The 22,860-nt window shown below is 62.5% G+C and carries 24 protein-coding genes and 1 other RNA gene; 10 read left to right on the forward strand and 15 right to left on the reverse strand.

What is annotated here, in order from left to right:
• Positions 1–22: 22 nt before the first annotated feature.
• Positions 23–1,381: a glutamine synthetase family protein gene (locus B2J77_RS20380; protein WP_058602841.1), complete on the reverse strand. Its 1,359-nt coding sequence runs from the start codon at positions 1,379–1,381 to the stop codon at positions 23–25.
• 573 nt (positions 1,382–1,954) lie between these two features.
• On the opposite strand from B2J77_RS20380, the gene B2J77_RS20390 reads away from it, so the two are divergent.
• Entirely contained in the window at positions 1,955–3,331 is a 1,377-nt protein-coding gene (locus B2J77_RS20390; protein WP_023532636.1) for a glutamine synthetase family protein, read from the forward strand.
• Between the two features lie 59 nt (positions 3,332–3,390).
• On the opposite strand, the gene argA is transcribed toward B2J77_RS20390, so the two are convergent.
• Positions 3,391–4,692 (reverse strand): amino-acid N-acetyltransferase, encoded by a 1,302-nt coding sequence (gene argA / locus B2J77_RS20395; protein ID WP_058602839.1) that lies wholly within the window; start codon positions 4,690–4,692, stop codon positions 3,391–3,393.
• Between the two features lie 123 nt (positions 4,693–4,815).
• On the reverse strand, positions 4,816–5,958 hold the full coding sequence (gene argE / locus B2J77_RS20400) for an acetylornithine deacetylase (protein ID WP_058638178.1): 1,143 nt from the start codon (positions 5,956–5,958) through the stop codon (positions 4,816–4,818).
• Positions 5,959–6,072: 114 nt separating this feature from the next.
• Here argE and B2J77_RS20405 point away from each other — a divergent pair, with 114 nt between their 5' ends.
• Positions 6,073–7,440: a CYTH domain-containing protein gene (locus tag B2J77_RS20405; RefSeq protein ID WP_078479328.1), complete on the forward strand. Its 1,368-nt coding sequence runs from the start codon at positions 6,073–6,075 to the stop codon at positions 7,438–7,440.
• A gap of 5 nt (positions 7,441–7,445) precedes the next feature.
• Here the strand turns inward: B2J77_RS20405 and B2J77_RS20410 are convergent, their stop codons facing one another.
• Complete coding sequence (locus tag B2J77_RS20410) at positions 7,446–7,916, reverse strand: Lrp/AsnC family transcriptional regulator (protein ID WP_027913434.1); 471 nt, start codon at positions 7,914–7,916, stop codon at positions 7,446–7,448.
• 125 nt (positions 7,917–8,041) lie between these two features.
• Between B2J77_RS20410 and B2J77_RS20415 the strand changes: the two genes are divergently transcribed.
• The 3 genes from B2J77_RS20415 (at position 8,042) to B2J77_RS20425 (ending at position 10,558) form a co-directional block, all read left to right on the forward strand.
• Entirely contained in the window at positions 8,042–8,353 is a 312-nt protein-coding gene (locus tag B2J77_RS20415; protein ID WP_078479329.1) for a hypothetical protein, read from the forward strand.
• Between the two features lie 132 nt (positions 8,354–8,485).
• The gene (locus B2J77_RS20420; RefSeq protein WP_058638181.1) at positions 8,486–10,159 is read left to right on the forward strand and encodes a GspE/PulE family protein; all 1,674 of its coding nucleotides are present in this window, start codon (positions 8,486–8,488) and stop codon (positions 10,157–10,159) included.
• 84 nt (positions 10,160–10,243) lie between these two features.
• Positions 10,244–10,558 carry a DUF2388 domain-containing protein gene (locus B2J77_RS20425; protein WP_058638182.1) on the forward strand — a complete coding sequence of 105 codons (315 nt, stop codon included), beginning with the start codon at positions 10,244–10,246 and terminating at the stop codon, positions 10,556–10,558.
• Positions 10,559–10,652: 94 nt separating this feature from the next.
• On the opposite strand, the gene gcvH is transcribed toward B2J77_RS20425, so the two are convergent.
• The 9 genes from gcvH to B2J77_RS20470 all read right to left on the reverse strand — a co-directional run bounded on the left by gcvH (position 10,653) and on the right by B2J77_RS20470 (position 19,957).
• Positions 10,653–11,036: a glycine cleavage system protein GcvH gene (gcvH, locus tag B2J77_RS20430; protein WP_058638183.1), complete on the reverse strand. Its 384-nt coding sequence runs from the start codon at positions 11,034–11,036 to the stop codon at positions 10,653–10,655.
• Positions 11,037–11,087: 51 nt separating this feature from the next.
• The gene (gene gcvT, locus B2J77_RS20435; RefSeq protein WP_078479330.1) at positions 11,088–12,170 is read right to left on the reverse strand and encodes a glycine cleavage system aminomethyltransferase GcvT; all 1,083 of its coding nucleotides are present in this window, start codon (positions 12,168–12,170) and stop codon (positions 11,088–11,090) included.
• Between the two features lie 135 nt (positions 12,171–12,305).
• Entirely contained in the window at positions 12,306–13,928 is a 1,623-nt protein-coding gene (locus B2J77_RS20440) for an ABC transporter permease (RefSeq protein ID WP_058638185.1), read from the reverse strand.
• A gap of 74 nt (positions 13,929–14,002) precedes the next feature.
• Positions 14,003–15,004 (reverse strand): extracellular solute-binding protein, encoded by a 1,002-nt coding sequence (locus B2J77_RS20445; protein WP_058638186.1) that lies wholly within the window; start codon positions 15,002–15,004, stop codon positions 14,003–14,005.
• 142 nt (positions 15,005–15,146) lie between these two features.
• A complete protein-coding gene (locus B2J77_RS20450) occupies positions 15,147–16,370 on the reverse strand; it encodes a 2-octaprenyl-3-methyl-6-methoxy-1,4-benzoquinol hydroxylase (RefSeq protein WP_078479331.1) in 1,224 nt (407 codons plus the stop codon).
• A 3-nt stretch (positions 16,371–16,373) separates the two neighbouring features.
• Positions 16,374–16,856, reverse strand: coding sequence for a DUF4442 domain-containing protein (locus B2J77_RS20455; protein WP_058638188.1), 483 nt, complete (start codon positions 16,854–16,856; stop codon positions 16,374–16,376).
• Complete coding sequence (ubiH, locus tag B2J77_RS20460; RefSeq protein ID WP_078479332.1) at positions 16,853–18,052, reverse strand: 2-octaprenyl-6-methoxyphenyl hydroxylase; 1,200 nt, start codon at positions 18,050–18,052, stop codon at positions 16,853–16,855. The genes B2J77_RS20455 and ubiH overlap by 4 nt, the downstream gene beginning before the upstream one ends.
• Positions 18,049–19,383 (reverse strand): Xaa-Pro aminopeptidase, encoded by a 1,335-nt coding sequence (gene pepP / locus B2J77_RS20465; RefSeq protein ID WP_058602826.1) that lies wholly within the window; start codon positions 19,381–19,383, stop codon positions 18,049–18,051. The genes ubiH and pepP overlap by 4 nt, the downstream gene beginning before the upstream one ends.
• A 19-nt stretch (positions 19,384–19,402) precedes the next feature.
• Positions 19,403–19,957 (reverse strand): YecA family protein, encoded by a 555-nt coding sequence (locus B2J77_RS20470; protein ID WP_027913422.1) that lies wholly within the window; start codon positions 19,955–19,957, stop codon positions 19,403–19,405.
• 181 nt (positions 19,958–20,138) lie between these two features.
• Here B2J77_RS20470 and B2J77_RS20475 point away from each other — a divergent pair, with 181 nt between their 5' ends.
• The 4 genes from B2J77_RS20475 (at position 20,139) to B2J77_RS20490 (ending at position 21,523) form a co-directional block, all read left to right on the forward strand.
• The gene (locus B2J77_RS20475; RefSeq protein WP_033693939.1) at positions 20,139–20,321 is read left to right on the forward strand and encodes a TIGR02449 family protein; all 183 of its coding nucleotides are present in this window, start codon (positions 20,139–20,141) and stop codon (positions 20,319–20,321) included.
• Positions 20,318–20,638 carry a cell division protein ZapA gene (locus tag B2J77_RS20480; protein WP_023532287.1) on the forward strand — a complete coding sequence of 107 codons (321 nt, stop codon included), beginning with the start codon at positions 20,318–20,320 and terminating at the stop codon, positions 20,636–20,638. The genes B2J77_RS20475 and B2J77_RS20480 overlap by 4 nt, the downstream gene beginning before the upstream one ends.
• A 17-nt stretch (positions 20,639–20,655) precedes the next feature.
• A non-coding RNA gene (gene ssrS, locus B2J77_RS20485) (6S RNA) lies at positions 20,656–20,835 on the forward strand.
• A 79-nt stretch (positions 20,836–20,914) separates the two neighbouring features.
• Positions 20,915–21,523, forward strand: coding sequence for a 5-formyltetrahydrofolate cyclo-ligase (locus B2J77_RS20490; RefSeq protein WP_058602825.1), 609 nt, complete (start codon positions 20,915–20,917; stop codon positions 21,521–21,523).
• A 16-nt stretch (positions 21,524–21,539) separates the two neighbouring features.
• Here B2J77_RS20490 and B2J77_RS21560 read toward each other — a convergent pair whose 3' ends face one another.
• Positions 21,540–21,692: a hypothetical protein gene (locus tag B2J77_RS21560; protein ID WP_023532702.1), complete on the reverse strand. Its 153-nt coding sequence runs from the start codon at positions 21,690–21,692 to the stop codon at positions 21,540–21,542.
• A gap of 178 nt (positions 21,693–21,870) precedes the next feature.
• Between B2J77_RS21560 and B2J77_RS20495 the strand changes: the two genes are divergently transcribed.
• A complete protein-coding gene (locus B2J77_RS20495) occupies positions 21,871–22,320 on the forward strand; it encodes an EVE domain-containing protein (RefSeq protein ID WP_058638191.1) in 450 nt (149 codons plus the stop codon).
• Positions 22,321–22,391: 71 nt separating this feature from the next.
• Here B2J77_RS20495 and B2J77_RS20500 read toward each other — a convergent pair whose 3' ends face one another.
• The gene (locus tag B2J77_RS20500; RefSeq protein WP_058638192.1) at positions 22,392–22,796 is read right to left on the reverse strand and encodes a flagellar basal body-associated protein FliL; all 405 of its coding nucleotides are present in this window, start codon (positions 22,794–22,796) and stop codon (positions 22,392–22,394) included.
• Positions 22,797–22,860: the final 64 nt, after the last annotated feature.

Below are 22,860 nucleotides of genomic sequence, written 5' to 3' on the forward strand. Positions count from 1 at the left end.
GCGCCTGCGGGGCCGAGGTTGATCAAACTGCGAACAGCAGGAATTCACGCTCCCAGGAACTGATGACGCGCTTGAAGTTCTCGTGCTCGGCACGCTTGGTGGCCACGTAGCCGGCGATGAATTTCTTGCCCAGGTACTGCTCCAGGGCGCGGCTGTTTTCCATGCGCTCCAGGGCGTCCTCGATGGTCAGCGGCAGGCGCAGGTTGCGGCGCTCGTAACCCCGCCCTTGGACCGGGGCGCTGGCCTCGATACCTTCGACCATGCCGATGTAGCCACACAGCAGGCTCGCGGCGATGGCCAAGTACGGGTTGGCATCCGCACCCGGCAGGCGGTTTTCGACGCGCCGGCTTTGCGGGCCGGCGTCAGGCACGCGCAGGCCTACCGTACGATTTTCCTCGCCCCACTCCACGTTCACCGGTGCCGAGGTATCCGGAAGGAAGCGGCGGAACGAGTTCACGTTCGGCGCGAACAGCGGCAGCGCTTCGGGAATGAATTTCTGCAGGCCGCCAATGTGGTTCAGAAACAGCGTGCTCATGCTGCCGTCTTCATTGCTGAAGATATTCTTGCCGGTGGTTACGTCGACCACGCTCTGGTGCAGGTGCATCGCGCTGCCAGGCTCGCCGGTCATGGGCTTGGCCATGAAGGTGGCTGCCACGTTGTGCTTGAGCGCCGCTTCGCGCATGGTGCGCTTGAACACCAGGATCTGGTCGGCCAGGTGCAGGGCATCGCCGTGACGGAAGTTGATTTCCATCTGCGCCGTGCCGTCTTCGTGGATCAGCGTGTCGAGGTCCAACTGCTGCAATTCGCACCAGTCATAGACATCCTCGAACAGCGGGTCGAATTCGTTCGCAGCTTCGATGGAGAAGGACTGGCGCCCGGTTTCGGGCCGCCCCGAACGGCCCACCGGCGGTTGCAGCGGGAAGTCAGGGTCTTCGCTGCGCTTGGTCAGGTAGAACTCCATCTCGGGCGCGACGATGGGCTGCCAACCCTTGTCAGCGTACAGCTTGAGCACCTTCTTGAGCACGTTGCGCGGCGACAGCTCTACGGGGTTGCCCTTCTTGTCGTATGTATCGTGGATGACCTGTGCGGTCGGCTCGATGGCCCATGGCACCAGGAACACGGCATTCTCGTCAGGCCGGCAGATCATGTCGATGTCTGCAGGGTCCAGCAGCTCGTAATAGATGTCGTCGTCGACATAGTCGCCGGTCACTGTCTGCAGCAACACGCTCTCGGGCAGGCGCATGCCCTTCTCGGCGATGAACTTGTTGGTAGGCGAAATCTTGCCGCGCGTGATGCCGGTCAAGTCGCTGATCAGGCATTCGACTTCGGTGATCTTGTGCTCTTTCAACCAATCGGTGAGCTGGTCGAGGTTGTTACTCATAAATACCTCAGGAGGTAAGGTGGTCCGCGCCTTGATTCTGGATGCAGTGGATGGCTAAAGCAAAACCCCCGCGCAGGCGGACGGTGGATACACTGAAACCACGTGTGCCCGAGGCGATTTGTAACGGCAGAAAGAAGCGAAGCGTAGAGATGGGGTGCCATGAAGGCGGGGCCGGGCATGCCAGACGTCAATTATTGCGAGCACTGCCCCCACGCGGTTGGCAGGCCTGGCAAACATGACTGAACAGCCTGACTGCACTGCATTGGCAGCGCTTCCAGGTCGCGGCAGGCGGACCATGAGACCCTCGTATTGTTCTGTTTTGGGTTGAATCGGAGCTTAGCGCCGTTCATTTTTTTACACAACACCTGCGTAAAAAATAAACGACGCAGTGCTCGCGATAGCGCTTTTCCAGAAAAATAGCGGATAATGCCGTGCCCCGATATGCAGCAAATCTGCCGTAGATGTGCCATTTCAGGGCATCATGGGGTTGGCTTGACATCAGTATGGCTTTTCGATTGACTGGTCCTGCAAGCCCCCCTTGATTGATATTTTTAACAACAAAGGTGTTGCATCATGTCGGTACCCCCGCGTGCCGTTCAGCTTAACGAAGCGAACGCGTTCCTTAAGGAACATCCTGAGGTTCTCTACGTTGACCTTCTGATTGCAGATATGAATGGTGTGGTGCGCGGCAAGCGCATAGAGCGCACCAGCCTCCACAAGGTTTACGAGAAAGGCATCAACCTGCCGGCCTCCCTGTTTGCACTGGATATCAATGGCTCCACCGTCGAAAGCACCGGGCTGGGCCTGGACATCGGCGATGCAGACCGCATCTGCTATCCGATCCCTGACACTCTCTCCAACGAGCCGTGGCAAAAACGCCCCACTGCCCAGTTGCTGATGACCATGCACGAGCTCGAAGGCGAACCTTTCTTCGCTGACCCGCGTGAAGTGCTGCGCCAGGTGGTGAGCAAGTTCGACGACATGGGCCTGACCATCTGCGCCGCGTTCGAGCTGGAGTTCTACCTGATCGACCAGGAGAACGTGAACGGCCGTCCGCAGCCGCCGCGCTCGCCCATTTCCGGCAAGCGTCCGCAATCGACCCAGGTCTACCTGATCGATGACCTGGACGAGTATGCCGACTGCCTGCAGGACATCCTCGAAGGGGCCAAGGAACAGGGTATTCCTGCCGATGCCATCGTCAAGGAAAGCGCCCCGGCTCAGTTCGAAGTCAACCTGCACCATGTGCCGGACCCGCTCAAGGCGTGCGACTACGCCGTGCTGCTCAAGCGCCTGATCAAGAACATCGCCTACGACCATGAAATGGACACCACCTTCATGGCCAAGCCCTACCCAGGGCAGGCAGGCAATGGTCTGCATGTACACATTTCCGTGCTGGACAAAGATGGCAACAACATCTTCACCAGCGAGGATCCCGAGCAGAACGCCGCGCTACGTCACGCTGTCGGCGGTGTGCTCGAGACCCTGCCTGCGTCCATGGCGTTCCTGTGCCCGAACGTCAACTCCTATCGCCGCTTTGGCGCGCAGTTCTACGTGCCCAATGCGCCAAGCTGGGGTCTGGACAACCGCACCGTGGCGCTGCGCGTACCGACCGGCTCGCCCGATGCTGTGCGCCTTGAGCACCGCGTGGCTGGCGCCGATGCCAACCCGTACCTGATGATGGCGGCCGTGCTGGCAGGCGTTCACCATGGCCTGACCAACAAGGTCGAGCCTGGGGAGCCTATCGAAGGCAACTCGTACGAGCAGCTGGAACAGAGCCTGCCGAACAACCTGCGTGATGCGCTGCGCGAGTTGGATGACAGCGAAATCCTGAACAAGTACATCGATCCGAAGTACATCGACATCTTCGTCGCGTGCAAGGAAAGCGAGCTGGAGGAGTTCGAACATTCGATCTCCGACCTCGAGTACAACTGGTATCTGCACACCGTGTAAACCAGAACGCCGCCCATCAAGGCGGCGTTTTCATTTAAGGCACGCAGGCGCAGAGCGCCTCAGCCCAGCGGCTTTTCGAAGATCTTCGAATTGCGCTGGAAGTTGTACAGCGAAGCCCGTGCCGCCGGCAGCCGCTCGACGCCACTGGGCGAGAAGCCGCGTTCGCGGAACCAATGCGCCGTGCGTGTTGTGAGCACGAACAGGGTGCTCAACCCCATCTCCCGTGCCCGGCTTTCGATACGCGCCAGCAGCTCATCCCCGCGCCCGCCATGGCGGTACTCCGGATTCACCGCCAGGCATGCCAGCTCACCCGCATCGGACTCTGCAATCGGATACAACGCTGCGCACGCGATGATCATGCCTTCGCGCTCCACCACGCTGAACTGCTCGATTTCCCGCTCCAGCACTTCACGTGAACGGCGAACCAGGATGCCTTGTTCTTCCAGCGGGCTGATCAGGTCGAGCAGGCCGCCGACGTCTTCGATGGTGGCCTCTCGTACGATCTCGAACTGCTCCTGGGACACCAGCGTACCGCCACCGCCCCGGGTGAACAGTTCGGTCAGCAGCGCGCCGTCCTCGGCATAGCTGACGATGTGGCTGCGTGCCACGCCGCCCTTGCACGCCTGGGCAGCGGCATCGAGCAGCTCGGCCTGGTAGTCGCTGCCCAGGCGCTGCAAGTGCGGCGCAACCTGTTGGGGGCGCAGTTCGCGCACCAGGCGGCCATGTTCATCCAACAGGCCAGGTTCTGCGCCGAACAGCACCAACTTCTCAGCGCCCAGTTCGATGGCCGCACGGGTGGCCACGTCTTCGCAGGCAAGGTTGAAGATCTCGCCGGTTGGCGAATAGCCCAGCGGCGAGAGCAACACGATGGAGCGCTCGTCGAGCAGGCGGCTGATGCCCTTGCGGTCTACCCGACGCACTTCGCCGGTGTGATGAAAATCCACGCCTTCGAGCACGCCGATCGGCCGCGCGGTGACTAGGTTGCCGGAGGCCACCCGCAGGCGCGAGCCCTGCATGGGCGAGGCGGCAATGTCCATTGACAACCGCGCCTCGATAGCCAGGCGCAGCGCACCTACCGCGTCGATCACGCAATCCAGGGTAGCGGCATCGGTGATACGCAAGCCGTGGTGGTAGTGCGCTGCCAGGCCACGTTCAGCCAGGCGGGTCTCGATCTGAGGGCGAGAGCCGTGTACCAGGACCAGACGCACCCCAAGGCTGTGCAGCAGCACCAGGTCGTGGACGATATTGCCGAAGTTGGGGTGTTCAACCCCATCGCCGGGAAGCATCACCACAAAGGTGCAGTCGCGGTGGGCGTTGATGTAAGGAGAAGCGTGGCGTAGCCAGTTGACGTAATCGTGCATGACAGGGCCTGTGGATAAGTGGACGGAGAACGGCGTTACAGGGGCGTTCAGGATCATCGTCGGAACAGGCTTGCGGTCACGCGCGGTCTCCTCTAGGCAGAAACGAATGAAAGGGGTGGACGTTTAATGCAGGCAATAGTGCCCGATCAGGTCACGCAATAGACGCACGGTCGGCTCGATACGTGACATATCCAGGTATTCGCCAGGCTGGTGTGCGCAGGCGATGTCACCAGGGCCGAGCACGATGGTCTGGCAGCCAAGCTGCTGAAGATAAGGTGCTTCAGTGCCGAATGCCACCGCTTCGGCGCGGTGGCCGGTGAGCCGCTCTGCCACCTGGACGAGTTCACTGTCGGCCGCCTGTTCGAACGGCGGCACTTCGGGGAACAGCGGCGCATAGTCGATACGCACGTCATGGCGCTCGGCCACCGGAACCAGTTTTTCACGGATGGCGGCGCGCAGCTGGTCCACGTCCATGCCCGGCAATGGGCGCAGGTCGAACTCAAGCGCGCACTGGCCGCAGATCCGGTTGGGGTTGTCGCCACCGTGAATGCAACCGAAGTTCATGGTCGGCGCAGGCACCGTGAATTGTGGATTGTTGTAGACCTTCTGCCATTGCTGGCGCAGGCCCATCAGTTCGCCCATTACCGCATGCATGGCATCCATGGCGCTGCGGCCAAGGCTTGGGTCCGATGAATGACCACTGCGCCCGAGGATGTCGATCCGATCCATGAGGATGCCTTTGTGCATGCGGATCGGCCGCAGTCCGGTCGGCTCGCCGATGATCGCCGCGCGGCCCAGCGGCTGGCCAGCATCGGCCAATGCACGGGCGCCAGACATGGAGCTTTCCTCGTCGCAGGTGGCCAGAATCAGCAGCGGCTGCTTGAAGTCGTGCTGCAGCAAGGGAATGACGGCCTCGATCACCAGTGCGAAAAAACCCTTCATGTCGCAACTGCCGAGCCCCACCCAGCGACCCTCGACTTCGGTCAGCTTCAAGGGGTCGCTGCTCCAGAGCTGCTCGTCGTAGGGCACGGTGTCGCTGTGGCCGGCCAGCACCAGGCCGCCAGGGCCGCTGCCGCGGCTGGCCAGCAGGTTGAACTTGCCGGGAGTCACCTGCTGAATGTCGCAGGAAAAACCCAGATCACCCAGCCAGGTAGCCAGCAGGTCGATGACCTGACGATTGGACTGGTCGAGCGAGGGCTGGGTGCAACTGACCGAAGGCGCGGCGATCAAGGCGGCAAATTGGTCTTTCAGCGTCGGCAACGGCATGCGTGTACTCCTCGGAAGCATTGCCCATCATAGGACCATCCGCCGTCTGGAATAAACCGTTGACGGCCTACTGCTGTAGACTCTGCATCGACCACGCCCCCTTTCGAGCCTGTAATGCCCAAAGAAACCGAACTCAAGCTGCGCGCCAGCCCCGAGACCCTCGCCGCCCTGCGCGAGCACCCGCTGCTGAAAAAGCGCAACAAGTCTGGCTGGCAGACCCGCGAACTGCTGAACCAGTATTTCGACACGCCTGAGCGCGCGCTGGCCGAGGCACGTGTTGCCCTGCGCCTGCGCCGTGACGGCGATACCGTCATCCAGACCCTCAAGTGTCGCGGCACCAGCGTGGCTGGCCTGTCCGAGCGCAACGAGCACGAATGGCAACTGGACAAGGTGAAGCTGGACCTCAAGAAGCTGGATGACAGCTGCTGGCCCGTGCAACTGGCCGACCTGGACAAGAAGACCATCAAGCCGTTGTTCACCACCGACTTCACCCGCGAATACGCCGAAATCGCCTGGGGCCGTGGCAAGGCCAAGGTGGTGATCGAGGCTGCGCTGGACCAGGGCTTCGTGATTGCCGGCAAGCGCAAGGAAGCGATTTGCGAGTTGGAACTGGAGCTGCGTGAAGGTGAGCCTGCGGCGCTGCTGGAGCTGGCCGCCGAGCTGGCCGCAAGCGTTGCGCTGACGCCCTGCGATATCAGCAAGGCTGAGCGCGGCTACCGCCTGCTGGAGCCCGAGCGTTTCGAGCTGGATCTGAGCGTCGCCGACCTCGAAGCGGACATGGCCTTGGACGATGCCTACACTGCATTGGCCTGGCAACTGCTGGGCAACAGCCAGCGCCTGGCCGAGCAATACCGCCACAGCGGCCACTGGCGGTCGCTGCAGGACTGGGTGCAGAACCTCATCGAGCTGCGCGCCATCACTGCCAGCCTGGGCCAGGCCGCCCCCCGCGCTGCCACCCGTGACCTGCGCGCGCGCCTGGATGCCCTGCTCGAAGACTGGCGTCCACTGGTGCAAGCCGGCAACGGTGACGAAGACATCCGCCGCGCTGCGCCCGAGCAGTTCGCAGAAGAGCTGGATGATCCTCGCTGGGGCCAGTTCTCCCTGGAAACCTCGCGTTGGCTGCTGTCGCGTGCCTGGGCTGCCGAGCGCAAGGGCCGTGGCGAGCGCCAGGGCAAGGCGCTTCTGGCAAGCTGGCTGGCACACCTGATTGCCGAGGAAGGCCGCGCTCTGAAGTTGTCGCTATACACCCAGCGCCCCGAAGACCTGGCAGAGCAACTGCCGCGCATCGAGCAAGTGATGGCCTGGCTGCACCATGCCCGCCATGTGCTGGATGCACCACAAATGGACCGCCTGTACGGCGACATGAAGAAACTGCACGAGCTGGCTGAGCACCCGATCAGCGATGAGGTGCTCGAAGCCCGCATCGAGCAGGCGCGTGCCGTCGATCAGAGCCGTGGCTGGAAGCATCTGCTCAAAGCGTGATGCCTTCAGCCCGACAGCGGCAGGCTGGTGGTGGACTTGATCTCCGAAAGGGCCACGATCGAGTTCACCTCCTGAATACCGGGCACGTTCGACAGCTTTTCGAAGAAGAACCGTTCGTACGCCTCGATATCCGGGGTGACGATACGCAGCAGGAAGTCCACCGAGCCCATCAGCACGTAGCACTCGAGCACCTCTGAAAACCCGCGGATCGCCTCTGTGAACTCGGTGAAATTCGAGCGGCCATGGGCATTCAATTTCACTTCGGCGAATATCTGGGTGTTCAGCCCGATTTTCTTGCGGTCCAGCAAGGTGACTTGCCCGCGAATCACCCCTTCCTCTTTGAGCCGTTGAATCCGTCGCCAGCATGGCGACTGTGACAAGCCAATGCGTTCGGCGATCTGAGCGCTGGACAGCGAAGCGTCTTCTTGTAGCAACTCGAGGATACGACGGTCGTAGGCATCCAATGCGCTGTGCATGAACAATTCTCCAGATCGACCTGTATCGATCATAGTTATGCAAGAACAGACTGATTTAGTCGAATCTTAGCGAAATAATACCGGCTCGGGCATGCAAAACTTTCTGCACTCAAAGAGGATGACGCATGAACTCACTGCCGCGTGCCGATGTATGGGCCAACAGCAATGCTCACACCACTGTGCTGTATCGCTTGCAGGCCGAAGCCGAGCCCGACAGCTTGTGCCGGGTGCTCAATCAGTTCGCCTTGCAAATGCTCACACCGCATAGCGTCCAGGTCACTCAACAGGATGACTGGTTGGCCATCGATATCGGCATTGGCGGCTTGAGCTGGCACCGCGCCGAAGTGATCGCTCAGAAATTACGCAACATGGTGTGTGTGGCTGACGTGCACTTGGCCCCGCAACACCGTGTAGAGCTGTCGGTAGTGCACGCCTAGCGGCGCACCGGCCAGCGCTTTGACATGAGCATGAATAGCCCTCAGGCAAAACCCTGACATCCTTTCGATTCGGCTTTGGCGGAGGCTGAACTAGCCTTGATCGGGTCTTCTTGATCAGGCACGGACGCCTTTATGCACAACCCCGATACCCTGGCACTCGATCTGCATCGGGTGCTCGAAGCCTTGCTCATTGACCAGCGCCTGCACGCCAGCGATAGCGTGCGTGTACTTGAACATGCCGTCGATCACCCTGCCGATCATCCGCTGGAGCAAGTGGCCGCCTGCAACCTTGCCGACCGCCTCCATCCGGGGCAAGTACTGGACCTGGATCGGCTTTGCCAATGGCTGGCTGCCAAGACGGGCCTGCCCTATCTGCGTATCGATCCGCTGCAAATCGACCTGCAGCAGGTGGCTGAGCTGGTGTCCCCAGCCTTTGCGCAGAGCCACGGCATTCTCATCGTGGCAGCTGACGCGGCGAGCGTCACCGTGGCCAGCGCACAGCCCTATCAGTGCCGTTGGCAGGCCGATCTGGCCCTGAGCCTTGGACGAACCGTGCGGCGAGTGCTCGCAAGCCCTGTGCAGATGCGTCAGGCCGGTGAACCCTTCCAGCGCCTGGCGCAGTCGGTCAAGGGCGCGCACCACCAGCAATCGAACCGCTTCGGCGAACTCGAGCAGTGGCTGGAGCTGGGCAAGCGTCACTCGCAGGCCAACGCGGATGACGCGCATATCGTGCATATCGTCGACTGGCTGCTGCACTACGCGATCGACCAGCGCGCCAGCGACATCCATCTGGAGCCGCGCCGCGACCAGGGCCACTTGCGCTATCGCATCGATGGCCTGTTGCACACCGTCTATGTTTTCCCCGCCGCAGTCGCAGTGGCCTTGATCAGCCGCCTGAAGCACCTTGGGCGCATGGACGTCGCGGAAAAACGCAGGCCTCAGGATGGCCGACTGCAAAGCCGCCTGCCAAACGGGAGCGAGGTGGAGCTGCGTTTGTCGACCCTGCCCACTGCCTTTGGTGAAAAACTGGTATTGCGCCTGTTCGACCCGCAGCAGCTGCACGAGAGCTTTGATCGGCTCGGTCTTCAGGGGCAGCAATTGGGTCAATGGCAAGGCCTGCTGCAACGGCGCCAGGGCATCATCCTGGTCACAGGGCCTACGGGCTCAGGCAAGACCAGCACGCTGTACGCCAGCCTCAAGCTATTGGCCACCCCGCAGGTCAACCTGTGCACCATCGAGGACCCCATCGAACGGCTCGAACCCGGGTTCAACCAGTTTCAGGTGCAGCCGGCCCTGGACCTGGGCTTTGCCAACGGCGTGCGCGCTATGCTGCGCCAGGATCCGGACATCATCATGATCGGCGAAATACGGGACCCCGACACCGCACGGGTGGCCGTGCAGGCCGCCCTTACCGGGCACCTGGTGCTGTCTACCCTGCACACCAACGACGCCTGTGCCGCGATCATCCGCCTGCAAGAACTGGGTGTGGCTGACTACTTGATCAAAGCGACATTGATTGCCGTGATGGCCCAGCGCCTTGTGCGCACGCTGTGCAGCCAGTGCCAGGGGCGCGACGCAGCCAGCTGCAGAACGTGCCGCGGCACGGGTTTTCATGGGCGTACCGGCTTGTTCGAATTACTCGAACCCAGCGACAACCTGCGTGCCCTGATCGGCCCTCATACGGACCTTGCGCAATTGCGACGCCAGGCCCAGGCAGATGGCCTTGTGGACCTGCGCCGCTGCGGCGAGGCCAAGGTTGCGTGTGGGCAAACCCTGGCTGACGAAGTACTGCGTGCATGCAGCTGATCAGAAGCGGCAGGCCCAGGAACTTGGCAGGTTCGCGAGCATCCAACCGCACATCTTCAACCCTCACCTTCGAGGTGTCTCATCATGCGTCTCAACACTGCCATCGCTGCCGCAGCCCTGCTCGCGCTGCCTGTGGGCTCGGCCATGGCCGATTCCTTCTGGCGTAATGTGATCTCTTCCGGTGCAACCACCGGCTCGACCTACCTGACCTCGCGTGACCACAAGTTGGTAATGGCGGCGCAGGATGATGCTGGCAGCTTCGTAGCCAGTGAAGGCGCCATCCGTGGGCCATTCCTGGAGTCGGCAATCAAGCAGGTGCGTGCGGAACATCCAGGGCTTCACGCGTCTGACATGGAGCTGGCCAATGCCATTCTGGCCAAGCATGCAATAGCCGACTGATCGGTACAGCGCCGGCCTCAACGCCGGCTAACTCGCGCCGGGAGGTCTTCAACCCCTGGCTGCGAGTGCTTTCTGCCGGTGACGCAAGGACGGCTTACTCGCCAATGGCGGCCTTGTAGCCAGCCGCATCCAGCAGTTTCTCCAGATCGGCCTGGCTGCTCGGCTTGAGCTTGAAGATCCATGCGTCGTAGGGCTGCTCGTTTAGTTGTTCAGGGCTGTCGGCCAACGCCTCGTTGACCGCGATCACTTCGCCACCGACCGGGGCGTAGATGTCGGACGCGGCCTTGACCGACTCCACGACACCGGCCGCGTCGCCTGCGGCAAACACCTTGCCCACTTCGGCCAGCTCGACGAATACCACGTCACCTAGCGCTTCCTGCGCATGGTCACTGATGCCTACCGTGACGGTACCGTCGGCTTCCAGGCGGGCCCATTCATGGCTTTGGGCAAAACGAAGTTCGGCGGGGATAGTGCTCATGTCTTGAATTCCTCGATTGGCTCAGCGGTACGCCCGCCGTTTGATGATGGATCAGATCAGGATCTTGCCGTGGCGCACGAAAGTCGGCCTGACCACGCGCACCGGGTACCACTTGCCACGAATTTCCACTTCGGCCCGGTCGCCCGTGGCCATGGGCACGCGTGCCAGGGCAATGGACTTGCTCAGCGTAGGTGAGAAACTACCACTGGTGATCTCTCCTTCGCCAATTCCCGCCACACGGACCACCTGGTGGGCGCGCAGGACACCACGCTCCTCCAGTACCAAACCCACGAGCTTTTCCTGTACGCCCCGCTCGATTTCCGCCAACAGTGCCGCGCGGCCGATGAAGTTTCGGCTTGCCGGCTCCCAGGCGATGCTCCAGCCCAGGTTGCACGATAACGGCGTATGCTGCTCGTCGATGTCCTGCCCGTAAAGATGCATGCCGGCTTCGAGCCGCAACGTGTCGCGAGCCCCCAAGCCGCTGGGCGCGATACCGGCGCCGACCAGGTCGTTGAAAAAGGCCACGGCCTGGTCACCCGGAAAGATCAACTCCAGGCCATCTTCGCCGGTATAGCCGGTGCGCGCGATGAACCAGTCCCCGTCCATCACCCCTTCGAAGGGGCGTAGCGTGCGTATCAGAGCGGCCCGCGAGGCACTGACCAAAGCAGCTACCTTCTCGCGCGCGTTCGGGCCCTGAACGGCAAGAATGGCGAGGTCCGGACGAACCTGAACGTCGACGGCAAGCCCATCACGCTGCTGGTCCAGCCACTCCAGCACCCGGGCTCGGGTGGCAGCGTTGGTGACCAGGCGGTAACCGGTCGCCGTGCGGTAGGCGATCAAGTCATCGATCACCCCGCCCTGCTCATGCAGCATCGGGCTGTAGACTGCCTTGCCAACCTGATCGAGCCGGGCGACATCATTGGCCAGCAGCCGCTGCAACCAAGCCGTGGCCGCATCGCCCCGGATATCAATGACGGTCATGTGGGACACGTCGAAGACCCCACAGTCACTGCGCACCTGGTGGTGCTCATCGACCTGCGAGCCATAGTGCAGCGGCATGTCCCAGCCACCGAAATCGACCGTCTTGGCGCCAAGCGCCAGATGCAGGTCGTACAAAAGCGTGCGCTGTCCCATGGGTTTCTCCTTCCGGGCGTGGCGAAGCGGCAGCAGTGGAAGGCTCATGGCCTTCAGCTGTGTGAACAGCGTTGTTTTGATTGCCTGCTGCGCGAGTGCCGCGCATTGTAGCGGCAAGGGCGCAAGCTGACACCCTTAGCAGGAATGGCCTGGCCTGCGCGCCGAGCGGCGTATCAGGCCAATGACCGGCAGCAGCCCGACCACCACCAGCGTCAATGCCGGCAGCGACGCCCGCGCCCATTCACCCTCGCTGGTCATCTCGAACACCCGTACCGCCAGCGTATCCCAGCCAAAAGGACGCATCAGCAGGGTAGCCGGCATCTCCTTGAGCACATCGACAAACACCAGCAACGCCGCGCTCAGTGCGCCTGGCAGCAGCAGCGGCAAGTACACCTTGATGAACAGCCGCACCCCGCCCACACCCAGGCTGCGCGATGCCTGCGCCAACGAGGGACGAATCCGTTCCAGGCTGCTCTCCAGCGGGCCGTAGGCCACGGCGATGAAACGAATCACATAGGCCAGCAGCAATGCTGCAAGGCTGCCCAGCAGCAATGGCCTGCCCGCGCCTCCCAGCCAGCTGGACAGCGGCGCGACGACCTGGCTGTCCAGGTAGCTGAAGGCCAGCATGATCGACACCGCCAGTACCGAGCCGGGCAAGGCGTAGCCCATGTTGGCGAGCCCTACACCGACGCGAATGCCCGGCATGGGCGCCTGGCGCCGGGCAAAGGCCAGTAGCAGCGCCACGCAGACCGTCACCAGCGCTGCAACGCCACCCAGGTATAGGGTATGAAGCACCAGGCCGATGTAGCGCTCATCCAGATCGTGGCGCCCGCGCTGCCAGAACCACACCAGCAGTTGCAGCAAAGGGATGACGAATGCGCAGGCGAAGACCAACAGGCACCAGCCGCTGGCCAGCACGGCCTTGCCACCCTGCAGGCGGTACAGCGCCTGGCCTCTGGGGCGTTCACTGGCGCTGTGGTTGGCGCCCCGCGCACGGCGCTCGCCGTACAGCACCAGCATGACGGCCAGCAACAGCAAACTGGCCAATTGCGCAGCGCTGGACAGGCTGAAGAAGCCATACCAGGTCTTGTAGATGGCGGTCGTGAACGTGTCGAAGTTGAAGACCGCCACGGCGCCGAAGTCGGCGAGGGTTTCCATCAGGGCCAAGGCGATGCCCGCCCCGATGGCAGGTCGGGCCATGGGCAGGGCCACCCGCCAGAATGCCTGCCAGGGCGAGAGCCCCAACACCCGGGCGGCCTCCATCAACCCTTTGCCCTGGGCAAGAAACGCTGTGCGTGCCAGCAGGTAGACATACGGATAGAACACCAGCACCAGCACGATGATCACGCCGCCGGTAGAGCGCACCCGCGGCAGGCGCATGGGCCCGAAAGCCTCGCGCAGGGCACTCTGCACCGGGCCGGCGAAGTCCAGCAAACCTACGAAGACGAAGGCCAGGACGTACGCCGGAATGGCGAACGGCAACATCAGCGCCCAATCCAGCCAGCGACGGCCCGGAAACTCGCACAGGCTGGTGAGCCAGGCCAGGCTGACACCGAGCAAGGTGACACCCAGACCGACCCCCACCACCAAGGTAACGGTGTTGCCCAGCAAGCGCCCCATCTGCGTGTCGAGCAGGTGTGACCAGATCTGCAGGTCGATCGACTGCCACGACAACAGCAGCACGCTCAGGGGCAGCAGCACGAGGCCGGCGATCAGAGTGACGGGGAGGTACCAGCGACGACGGTGGGTGTAGGGCACGTTATGTCTCGATGACGGGTCGCTGCAGGACCCACGAAGAGGCCTCGGCAGGCCTCTCGGGCAGGGAGCGCCGCTCAGTTCCAGCCAGCACGGTCCATCAGGCGGATGGCTTCGGCCTGCCGCTTGCCGGCCACTTCCACCGCAATGCTGTCGGCCTTGAAGTCGCCCCACGCGGCGACTTCGTCAGAGGGCTTGACCTGGGGGTTGGCCGGAAATTCCTGATTGAGGTCGGCGAACAACTTCTGCGCCTGTTCACCGGTCATCCATTCGACCAGCTTCATTGCGGCCTCAGGATGAGGCGCGTGCTTGGTCAGGCCGATGCCGGAGAGGTTCACGTGCACGCCACGGTCTTGCTGGTTGGGCCAGAAGATCTTCACCGGCAGGTTGGGGTTCTGCTTGTGCAGCCGGCCGTAATAGTAGGTGTTCACCACACCCACGTCGCACTGACCCGCCTCGACGGCCTGGATCACGGCGTTGTCATCCGAGAACACGTCGGTGGAGAGGTTATTGACCCAGCCCTTGACGATCTGCTCGGCCTTCGCCTCACCATGGCTTTCGATCAGGGTGGCGGTCAGGGACTGGTTGTACACCTTCTTCGCCGTGCGCAGGCACAGCCGACCTTCCCACTGCTTGTCGGCCAAGGCTTCATAGGTGCTGAGCTCGGCCGGCTTGACCCGTTCGGTGGAGTAGATGATGGTGCGCGCCCTCAGGCTCAGGCCGGTCCAGCCGTGGGACGAGGCACGGTATTGAGGCGGGATGTTGCGCTCGATGATCTCGGATCGGATCGGCTGCAGGATGCCCATCTGCTCAGCCTGCCACAGGTTGCCTGCGTCGACGGTGAGCAGAAGATCCGCCACACCGTGCTCGCCCTCGGCCTTGATGCGCTGCATCAGGGGGGCTTCCTTGTCGGTGATGAACTTGACCTTGACCCCGGTCTCGGCCGTGTAGGCGTCGAACACTGGCTTGATCAGCTCGTCGATACGCGAGGAATAGACCACGACCTCGTCAGCTGCCTGCACGGTACCACCGACAACGCTCAGGGCCAGGGCGGCCAGTAGGGACTTGCGTGGCAACATGGAAGGCGCTCCTCGATCGATTAGAGAGGCGCAGATGGTAGTGAATCCCATTTGAACCCTCACCCCCATTGCCGTTACTGGATGTTGCTATGTGCCAGGGTCCGCCACGTATCCATACTCGACAGTAGGCCCTGAGCAGCCTTCACGCCTTGGCAAGATCCGGCAAGTCGCCACTCAAGCCGAGCGCCTGGCGCACGAACACGGCTTTTGCCTCCGGCAACTGCTCGACCAGCTTCAAGCCACTGTTGCGCAGCCAGCGCAGCGGCAACTTGTCGGCCTGGAACAGCCGCTCGAATCCTTCCATGGCTGCCATCAGCGCCAGGTTGTGCGGCATGCGTCGACGCTCATAGCGGCTCAGCACCTTGACATCGGCCAGCCTTTCCCCCCGCTTGCAGGCGTCCATCAGGACTTCGGCCAGTACCGCCGCGTCAAGGAACCCCAGGTTCACCCCTTGCCCTGCCAGCGGATGAATGGTGTGGGCCGCATCACCGATCAACGCAAGGCCGGCTTCCACGTATCGCTTGGCATGCCGCTGGCGCAGGGGTACGCACAGCCGCGGGTCAGCTTGCATCACCGTTCCGAGGCGGCCCTCGAATGCACGCTCCAGCGCCCTGAGGAAGGCTGGCTCATCCAGCGCCATCAGCCGCTCGGCCTCGACCGGCGTGGTTGACCACACGATCGAGCACCAGTCCTGCTTGCCGTCTCGGGTCAAAGGGAGGAAGGCGAGCGGGCCATCGTCGGTGAAGCGTTGCCAGGCGGTGGCTTGGTGATTTTGGGCACAACGCACGCTGGTGACGATGGCGTGGTGCAAGTAATCCCACTCGCGCGTTTCACACCCAGCCAGGCGGCGAACCGCAGAATGAGCACCGTCGGCAGCCACGACCAGCGGTGCGCGCAGCTGCCGGCCGTCGTGCAGCGTCATCAGCCAGTCATCGCCGGAATGGCGCAGCTGTTCCATGCGCGCATTGGGCAGCAGGCCGATGTCGCTGTCATGCAGGCGTTCGAGCAAGGCATCCTGCACCACTTTGTTCTCGACGATATGGCCCAGCACCTGCGCATGCACGCTGGTGGCGGAAAAGTGAATCTGCCCAGTGCCACTGCCATCCCAAACCTGCATATCGGAATACGGCGTCGCGCGCCGCCGTGCAATGCCCTCCCAAGCGCCCAAGCGGTCGAGAATACGCTGGCTAGCCGCGGACAACGCACTGACCCTGGGCTCGAACGGCGCCTTGGCGTCGAACGGCCTGACTGCCAGGGGGCCGCCATCGAGCAGCAGCACCTGCAGACCGCTATGGCGCAAGGCGAGCGCCAGCGCGCTGCCGACCATACCAGCACCTACGATCAGAATATCTGCGCGTGTTTCCATGCCTTACGCCAGCCTCGCTTGCGGCTTGAGCCGCACGTATAGGGTTTTATCGACCCGCGCCACCAGTTCACCAGCGCCGTCGCGGATATCGACCTGCAAACGGGGCAGGCATTTCTTGCCGGTGGCGGTCTGCTGGCGGATATCGTCCAGCAGCGCGTCATCGACATGGAACTCGGCATACACAGGGCCCTTGCCAGGGGTGATGAAATCGATGCTGGCGGCCTTGTCCCAGACGATGTAGTCGCGCCCCAGCCGTTCGATGAGCAAGAGCATGTAGAACGGGTCGACCATGGCGTAGAGGCTGCCACCGAACTGGGTGCCCACGTAGTTGCGGTTCCAGCGGGTAAGCTTCATCGCCACCCGGATGCTGCGCATGTCAGGGCTAATGTGCTGCACACGGATACCTGCGCCCAGGTAAGGCGGATACAGGTTCAGCATCCAGCGCAGGACGCGCGCACGCCGGGCCAGTTTGCGTGGGTTGTTCATGCCTTGCCCCGTACATCGGAACGCGTACCCAGGCCCATGGCCTGACGGGCGAACCAGCTTTTGGCCGGTGGCAGCAGGTCAAGGCCCAGCAAACCCAGGTTACGGCCTGCGGCGAGCAAAGGCTGGCCGCTGCCGAACAGCCGCGTCACCTGATCGGAAAACCCGATGGTCAGCGTTTGATCCAGGCGCTGGCGCTTGCCATAAGCCTGCAAGGTCGCAAGTTCACCTGGCCGTTGCGGCCCTGCAAGCAGCGCCTCGGCAAGGGACTGCACATCCCGCAGTGACAGGTTGAATCCCTGCCCCGCGATGGGGTGCAGGCTGTGCGCAGCGTTACCTAGCACGACCAGGTGGGGACGGATCTGCTCCTGCGCCTCGATTAGCGACAGCGGGTACAGATGCCGTACGCCTACCTGCCGAAGGGTGCCCAGGCGGTAACCGAAGACGCCCTGCAATTCACGCAGGAAACTGCGCTCATCCATGTCAGCCAGGCGCTGCGCATCCATGCCCTGCCGTGTCCAGACCAGCGCGCAGCGGTTTTCCGGTAACGGCAGCAAGGCCATGGGACCGGCTTCGGTGAAGCGCTCGAAGGCCTGCCCGCGGTGAGGCTCGCCGGGGGTGATGTTGGCGATCAATGCGCTTTGTTCGTAAGGGGTATGGCAGACGTGAATACCCAGTTGCTCACGCAGGCCCGAGCGGCCACCATCGGCCAGCACCGCCAGGTCGCAGTCAATGTGCGTGTCGTCATTGAGGCGCAGACGGTAACCGCCCTCGATAGCCTGCATCGACGTCACTTCCGCCGGGCAGCGCCAACTGACCACATCGCTGTCCAGGCCCTGCCACAGGCATTGCCCGAGCCAGGCATTCTCGACCACGTAGCCCAAGGCCGGAACGCCTTCTTCCCTCGCATCCAGGCGGGTGGCACCAAAGCGCCCCCGGTCCGAGACATGAATTTGGGCGATCGGTTCGGCACGCCGCTCGATGGCAGGCCACAAGCCCAGTCGATCGTAGATCTGGCGGGTACCGAACGACAGCGCCGAAGAACGCGCATCGTAGCTAGGCTGGAAGCTGTCGCCGGGGGCGAAGGGCTCAATGAGAAGGATTTTCCAACCACGCGCCTTGGCCCCTGCCTGCAGGGTCAGCGCCAAGCTGGCCCCAACCAGCCCGCCGCCGATGATCGCGAGATTCACCTGGGTCATAGGCTGGCCTGACGCGCGTCGTGCATCAACGCCTCGATCTCGGCGACGGTGCGGGGAACGCCCGATGTCAGGATTTCACAGCCTTGCCTGGTGACCACCACATCATCCTCGATCCGAATGCCGATGCCGCGCCATTTCTTGGCCACGCTTTCATTGTCGGCTGCTATGTAGATGCCGGGCTCGACGGTCAAGGCCATGCCTGGCTCGAGCACCCGCCACTCACCGCCCACCTTGTAATCGCCCACGTCATGCACATCCATGCCCAGCCAATGGCCGGCACGGTGCATGTAGAACGCCCGGTACGCCTCGCTCTCGATCAACGCCTGCACGTCGCCCTTGAGCAGACCCAGCTCAACCAGCCCTTCGGTGATCACCCGCACGGTGGCTTCATGGGCATGGTTCCAGTGCTTGCCCGGGGCGATTTCGGCAAACGCCGCTGCCTGGGCGCTGAGAACCAGCTCATAGATCGCCTTCTGCTCCGGTGAAAACCGCCCGCTGACGGGGAAGGTGCGGGTGATGTCACTGGCATAGCAATCGATTTCGCAGCCCGCGTCGATCAGGACCAGGTCGCCCTCCTTGAGCGGCGCGTCGTTCTGCTGGTAGTGCAGGATGCAACCATTGCGCCCTGCGGCGACGATCGACCCGTACGCCGGCATTTTTGCCCCGCCCTGGCGGAAGGCGTAATCGAGTTCGGCTTCCAGGCTGTACTCATGAAGGCCCGGGCGGCAAGCCTGCATCGCCCGTACATGGGCTTTGGCAGATATCTCGGCGGCCGTGCGCATCACTTTCACTTCCGCCGCCGATTTATACAGGCGCATGTCGTGCAGCAGGTGATCCAGGGCAACGAATTCGTTCGGGGGCTGTGCACCGAGGCGGGCCTTGGAGCGGATCACGTTGATCCAGTCCATCAGCCGGCGATCGAACTCGGGATTGCTGCCCATGGCGCTGTAGACGCGTTCGCGGCCTTCAATCAGGCCCGGCAGGATCTCGTCAATGTCGGCGATGGGAAACGCATCGTCAGCACCGAAGTCGCGCACCGCACCTTCCTGACCGGCCCGCAAGCCGTCCCACAACTCGCGTTCAGGATTGCGCTCGCGGCAGAACATCACATATTCGCCATGCTCACGGCCAGGTATCAACGCAATGACCGCCTCGGGCTCGGGAAAACCACTGAGGTATTGAAAGTCGCTGTCCTGGCGATACACGTGCTCCACATCACGGTTGCGGATGGCAACGGCGGCGGCAGGCAGGATGGCAATGCTGTTGGGAACCATCTGCGCCATCAGCGCCTTGCGCCGGCGCGCATATTCGGCCTTGGGAATGCGGCTCATGGGCAGACTACCCCGTCGTTCAGTGCAGAGAAGGCTTGGGCGCAGGCGCTGCGGGCTTGGCCAGTTCGGAAAACAGCAGCAACGGCGCGACGCGCAGGTATTCCATCACTTCCATGTAATCGCTTTCGCCGTCCTCGGATTCTTCCAGCGCTTCCTGCACCTGGGAGATGGCCACCAGGTCCTGGAGCACTTCCTTGGCCTCGATGGACAGGTCTTTGCCACCGGCGTTCAGGCCGAAGCCTGTGATGAAGCCTTGGCACCACTGCCCCAGGGCGGTGGCGCGATCGGTCAGCGCAGCATCGTCGGACGGCAGCAGCAGCACGATCGCCATGTCGTCGCTGGTAAGCTCGCCCTTGACCATTTCCTGCAGGCCGATCAGGGCATTGCGCACAGCGTCTTGCGGTTCGGTTTCCAGCAACTGGGCCGCATCGGCCAGCCAGCCGTCGGCATCGAAGCCGGCACCCGCACAGCTGCGGCCGATGAGCAGGCCGTGCAGTTCGGCGGGTGTGACGGGGTGGCCATTGCTGGAAAGCAGCATGGCGAAAGCAACGTAGGGCGATTGAGTATTGGGCATGGGCTGCTAGGCGCCGGAGGGCGCAATGACTAGAATGAAGGCCTTGTATCCTAGCACCGGCAGGCGCGCCAAGACCATCGGCACTGGCAGTCACGGCCCAGGGAGAGGCATCATCGCAAGATGAGTCAATGACGGAGCGAATCGAGTGCAACCCACGCAAGAGAACGACCTGCAGGCCCTGATGAGCCGATTCGAGCTGCTGATCGAGCGTGTCGAGCAACTTAAACGGCAAAATGCACTCCTAGTAGCTCAGGAAAAGTCCTGGCGCGAAGAGCGCGCCCACCTCATCGAAAAGAACGAGATCGCCAGGCGCAAGGTCGAGTCGATGATCTTGCGTCTCAAGGCCCTGGAGCAAGACTCATGAGTTCAAGCAATAGCGTCACCGTGCAGATCCTCGACAAGGAATACTCGATCATCTGCCCGCCCGAAGAGCGCAACAACCTGGTCAGTGCAGCTCACTACCTGGACAGCAAGATGCGCGAGATTCGCAGCAGCGGCAAGGTGATCGGTGCCGACCGCATCGCGGTCATGGCGGCGTTGAACATTACCCACGAGATGCTCCATCGCCAGGAAGACCGCAGCGCGGCTCCGGCCGGCGGGGCCACGCGCGAGCAGGTGCGCGATTTGCTGGACCGGGTCGACCAGGCGCTGTCCGACGAGACGGGTACCAAAAAAAACTGAGGTTGTTATACTGGCGCCACTCCCTGGTGGATGCGCCAGTCGGTTATGTCCCTGAGCCGATACGCACAACCACGGGGGTTGCACGCTGGGGCAGGTGTGCATGTCCGCTCGACGGAAAGCCTTAATGTCCCCTGCAATCTCCACCTTGAACTTTCGGGTTCAAGGGCTACACCGATAGCGGTCTTATCGGGGAGCCCGAATTCCTTTGCCCGCCACTCGGCGGGCAAGTCGTTTTGGCCGACAGCAATGGCCAGCACTTCTCGGATCGCCCGTGCCATGACCGACACCGCGACGCTCACCCGCCCTCAACTTCGCAGGCACCTGCGCAACGCGCGCCGGGCGCTCACGCCCGCCCAGCAGCGTCAGGCCGCTGCAGGCCTGTACCGTCTGCTGGCACAGCATCCACTCTTTCGCAAGGCCAGGCATATCGCCTTATACCTGCCCAACGACGGCGAAATCGACCCTGCACTGTTGCTGCGCGAGGCGCAGCGTCGCGGCAAGCGCACGTACTTGCCGGTGCTGCATGCGTGGCCACGCACCCGCATGGTGTTTCAGCGATTCGAGAAGGGCGAGAAGCTCACGCCCAACCGTTTCAGAATCCCTGAGCCGGCCACCGACCGCAGGCGTCAACGCCCGGTGTGGGCACTGGACCTGATTCTGCTGCCCCTGGTGGGCTTCGACGACGCGGGAGGGCGACTGGGCATGGGCGGTGGCTTCTATGATCGCAGCCTGGCTTACCTGGCCCGTCGGCAGACCTGGAAAAAACCACGGCTGCTAGGCTTGGCGCATGAGTGCCAGAAGGTCGAGCGGCTAGCACAAGCCAGTTGGGACGTGCCTTTGCAGGGAACGGTCTCGGATCGTCACTGGTACGTGGCACCGCGCTAAGCGGTGCCGGGAAGGGTCAGCGTTGCGCCTGACCAGCTTCGTATGGCATCTGGTAGGCGTTATCCAGCTTGCGCTCCCAGATCCCCTGCGCATAACCGGTGGTAACCACACCCAAGCCAAAGATGAACACCAGTACCCACAGCAGGTCCGGCTTTTTACGTTGATTCATCGACGATTGCCCCCCAGGCAAACTGTTCAGTGCTCGGCGACTTCTGGGTAGTACCTGAGCATCGCACCTCAAACGGGGCGCATTCTCCGACAACCTGAGCCACCACGCAAACGTTGACGTCAACCGGCCGTCGGTTTGATGGAACGAGTTATTTCAAAGCATTTCTGGAGCAAACAACATGGCCTATTGGCTGATGAAGTCCGAGCCCGACGAACTGTCGATTGAAGGCCTGGCTCACCTTGGCGAAGCTCGTTGGGACGGTGTACGCAATTACCAGGCGCGCAACTTTATGCGTGCGATGAGCGAGGGGGACACGTTCTTCTTCTACCATTCCAGCTGCCCTCAACCCGGCATCGCCGGCATTGCCAAGGTCATCCGCGCAGCCTATCCGGACCCCACTGCGCTGGACCCGCAGAGCCCTTACCACGATGCCAAGGCCACGCCCGACAAGAACCCGTGGAGTGCGGTAGACGTGGCCCACGTGCGGACCCTGCCGCGCGTGCTTGAGCTGGGCTGGTTGAAACAACAGCCAGCCCTGGCCGAGCTGGCGCTGGTACAAAAAGGCAGTCGCCTGTCGGTCATGCCGGTCACGGCCGAGCAGTGGACGGCCATCCTGGCGATGGTTTGAGGCACCTGCCCCGCTCCGGCATTCCCTTGAACCCCAGCCTTGAGTGGCTGACCGAAAACCGGGTCAGCCGCTCACTGGACGATCAGGTTGTTGAACAGCAGGTCCTCGACGATCGGCTTGCCCTCTTCGGTCTCCATCACCTGCTGAACCTGCTTTAGGGCCTCCTGACGTAAATGCTCCTTGGCCTCCACATTGCTCATGCTGTCCACGGTCTGTTGAGTGAACAGTGCGACGAGCTGGTTGCGGATCAGTGGTTCATGATGCTGTACCGCCTTGGCGGCCTCATCCCCGGTCACTCGCAATGCGACGTCCGCCTTGAACACCCGCAAGCGCGGACCACCATCGAGCGCATAGTTGCCCACGAACGGCGGCGTCAGCGTGATATAGGCCACCTTGGGCGCACCCTCCTTGCCCTCCTCGGCCACGGCTGCGGCGGGTAACACCAGTGCCAACACCATCAATATCCACGCTTTCACGAAATCGCTCCTCTATTCAGGTGGCGCCAGCTTAACCAGCACATCGTTCAAACCCAAGCCTGGG

This window comes from Pseudomonas parafulva, assembly GCF_002021815.1.
Classification (GTDB): domain Bacteria; phylum Pseudomonadota; class Gammaproteobacteria; order Pseudomonadales; family Pseudomonadaceae; genus Aquipseudomonas; species Aquipseudomonas parafulva_B.

Excerpts from the sequence above, each read along its gene's own strand:
- B2J77_RS20380 (WP_058602841.1), bottom strand. The coding sequence starts at position 1,381 with ATGAGTAACAACCTCGACCAGCTCACCGATTGGTTGAAAGAGCACAAG.
- B2J77_RS20390 (WP_023532636.1), top strand. The coding sequence starts at position 1,955 with ATGTCGGTACCCCCGCGTGCCGTTCAGCTTAACGAAGCGAACGCGTTC.
- argA (WP_058602839.1), bottom strand. The coding sequence starts at position 4,692 with ATGCACGATTACGTCAACTGGCTACGCCACGCTTCTCCTTACATCAAC.
- argE (WP_058638178.1), bottom strand. The coding sequence starts at position 5,958 with ATGCCGTTGCCGACGCTGAAAGACCAATTTGCCGCCTTGATCGCCGCG.
- B2J77_RS20405 (WP_078479328.1), top strand. The coding sequence starts at position 6,073 with ATGCCCAAAGAAACCGAACTCAAGCTGCGCGCCAGCCCCGAGACCCTC.
- B2J77_RS20410 (WP_027913434.1), bottom strand. The coding sequence starts at position 7,916 with ATGCACAGCGCATTGGATGCCTACGACCGTCGTATCCTCGAGTTGCTA.
- B2J77_RS20415 (WP_078479329.1), top strand. The coding sequence starts at position 8,042 with ATGAACTCACTGCCGCGTGCCGATGTATGGGCCAACAGCAATGCTCAC.
- B2J77_RS20420 (WP_058638181.1), top strand. The coding sequence starts at position 8,486 with ATGCACAACCCCGATACCCTGGCACTCGATCTGCATCGGGTGCTCGAA.
- B2J77_RS20425 (WP_058638182.1), top strand. The coding sequence starts at position 10,244 with ATGCGTCTCAACACTGCCATCGCTGCCGCAGCCCTGCTCGCGCTGCCT.
- gcvH (WP_058638183.1), bottom strand. The coding sequence starts at position 11,036 with ATGAGCACTATCCCCGCCGAACTTCGTTTTGCCCAAAGCCATGAATGG.
- gcvT (WP_078479330.1), bottom strand. The coding sequence starts at position 12,170 with ATGGGACAGCGCACGCTTTTGTACGACCTGCATCTGGCGCTTGGCGCC.
- B2J77_RS20445 (WP_058638186.1), bottom strand. The coding sequence starts at position 15,004 with ATGTTGCCACGCAAGTCCCTACTGGCCGCCCTGGCCCTGAGCGTTGTC.
- B2J77_RS20450 (WP_078479331.1), bottom strand. The coding sequence starts at position 16,370 with ATGGAAACACGCGCAGATATTCTGATCGTAGGTGCTGGTATGGTCGGC.
- B2J77_RS20455 (WP_058638188.1), bottom strand. The coding sequence starts at position 16,856 with ATGAACAACCCACGCAAACTGGCCCGGCGTGCGCGCGTCCTGCGCTGG.
- ubiH (WP_078479332.1), bottom strand. The coding sequence starts at position 18,052 with ATGACCCAGGTGAATCTCGCGATCATCGGCGGCGGGCTGGTTGGGGCC.
- pepP (WP_058602826.1), bottom strand. The coding sequence starts at position 19,383 with ATGAGCCGCATTCCCAAGGCCGAATATGCGCGCCGGCGCAAGGCGCTG.
- B2J77_RS20470 (WP_027913422.1), bottom strand. The coding sequence starts at position 19,957 with ATGCCCAATACTCAATCGCCCTACGTTGCTTTCGCCATGCTGCTTTCC.
- B2J77_RS20475 (WP_033693939.1), top strand. The coding sequence starts at position 20,139 with ATGAGCCGATTCGAGCTGCTGATCGAGCGTGTCGAGCAACTTAAACGG.
- B2J77_RS20480 (WP_023532287.1), top strand. The coding sequence starts at position 20,318 with ATGAGTTCAAGCAATAGCGTCACCGTGCAGATCCTCGACAAGGAATAC.
- B2J77_RS20490 (WP_058602825.1), top strand. The coding sequence starts at position 20,915 with ATGACCGACACCGCGACGCTCACCCGCCCTCAACTTCGCAGGCACCTG.
- B2J77_RS21560 (WP_023532702.1), bottom strand. The coding sequence starts at position 21,692 with ATGAATCAACGTAAAAAGCCGGACCTGCTGTGGGTACTGGTGTTCATC.
- B2J77_RS20495 (WP_058638191.1), top strand. The coding sequence starts at position 21,871 with ATGGCCTATTGGCTGATGAAGTCCGAGCCCGACGAACTGTCGATTGAA.